This window comes from Streptomyces sp. NPDC086080, from assembly GCF_044540255.1.
Lineage (GTDB): Bacteria > Actinomycetota > Actinomycetes > Streptomycetales > Streptomycetaceae > Streptomyces.
Genome location: NZ_JBITRU010000105.1, coordinates 1 through 1,477, shown reverse-complemented (window position 1 = coordinate 1,477; position 1,477 = coordinate 1). Strand labels below are relative to the sequence as shown.

Genomic DNA, 1,477 nt, shown 5'->3' with positions numbered 1-1,477 from the left:
GGGAGTGTCATGAATTAGGTGTGATCCTTCCCGAAGGAGTCATCTGATGAATGCGACGACAGGTCACCTGATCGAGGCCGTGGACCGCGTGTCGCTTGCCGTGGCCGACGGCAGTGTCCAGGGTGCCGACGTGAAGTCGATGCCGGTGTCCGAGAACGGTCTGTCCAGCGAGCTGCTGGAGGAGCTGGCCGCGCTCGCGGCCGAGAAGGTCCGTGGCGGCGAAGGGCTGCGGCTGATGGGCGAGGGCGGGCTGTTGCCCGAACTGGCCCAGCATCTGATGCAGGCCGCTCTGGAGGCTGAGATGGACGAGCACCTCGCCGCCGAGGCCGGCCGGATCGGCGGGCGCGGGTCCCGCTCGGGCGGCAATACGCGCAACGGCTACCGGGCCAAGAAGGTCATGACGGAGGTCGGCGCCGTCACGGTGCAGGTCCCCAGAGACAGGCTGGGCACCTTCCGGCCCCGGCTGCTGCCCGTGCACGCCCGCCGCACCGGCGCGCTGGACGACCTGGTGCTCTCGCTGACCGCGAAGGGCCTGACCTCAGGCGAGATCGTCTCCCACCTCGCCCAGACGTACGGGATGACGACCACGAAGGAGACCATCTCCACGATCACCGACAAGGCCCTGGAATCGATGGCGGAATGGCGAACCCGCCCGCTCGACCCGGTCTATCCGGTCGTCTTCATCGACGCCGTGCACGTCAAGATCAGGGACGGTCACGTCGCCAACCGGCCCATCTACGTGGCCGTCGCGGTCACCGCGGACGGCTACCGCGAGATCCTCGGACTGTGGGCCGGCAGCGGCGGCGAGGGCGCAAAATACTGGCAGACCGTCCTGACCGAGATCAAGAACAGAGGCGTCCGCGACGTGCTCATGCTGGTCTGCGACGGCCTGAGCGCCCTGCCCGACGCGGTGAACACCGTCTGGCCCCAGACCGTCGTGCAGACCTGCGTGGTCCACCTCATCCGCGCCAGCCTGCGCTATGCATCACGCCGCGACTGGGCCGAGGTCGCCCGCGACCTCAAGCCCGTCTATACCGCCGTCAACGAGGAAGAAGCCCGGCAGCGGCTCGCCGACTTCGACGCAACGTGGGGCAAGCGCTATCCCTCGATCGCCGGCACCTGGCAGCGTGCCTGGAGCGAGTTTGTACCCTTCCTCGGCCTGCCCGACGCGATCCGCCAGGTCGTCTACACCACCAACGCCATCGAGTCCCTCAACGCCCGCTACCGGCGCGCGGCGAGCGCCTGCGGACACTTCCCCAACGAGCAGGCCGCCCTCAAACGCCTCTACCTCGCCACCCTCGCCCTCGACCCCACCGGCCGCGGCCGCCAGCGTTGGAACAACCGCTGGAAGTCCGCCCTCAACGAATTCGACGTCCTCTTCGACGGCCGCCTTACTGCCGGACGAGTGTAGGCCGAACAGCCCACCCACCAACTCGTAGGCCAAACAGACGAATCACACCTAATTCCTGATAGACCC

The 1,477-nt window shown here is 67.8% G+C and carries 1 protein-coding gene; it reads left to right on the top strand.

Features of this window, described 5'->3' with window-relative positions; translation table 11 throughout:
- The first annotated feature begins 139 nt into the window (after positions 1-139).
- Complete coding sequence (locus tag ACIF9R_RS38265; RefSeq protein ID WP_399987729.1) at positions 140-1,411, top strand: IS256 family transposase; 1,272 nt, start codon at positions 140-142, stop codon at positions 1,409-1,411.
- Positions 1,412-1,477: the final 66 nt, after the last annotated feature.

Coding starts and splice junctions, on each gene's coding strand:
- ACIF9R_RS38265 (WP_399987729.1), top strand. CDS start 140: ATGCCGGTGTCCGAGAACGGTCTGTCCAGCGAGCTGCTGGAGGAGCTG.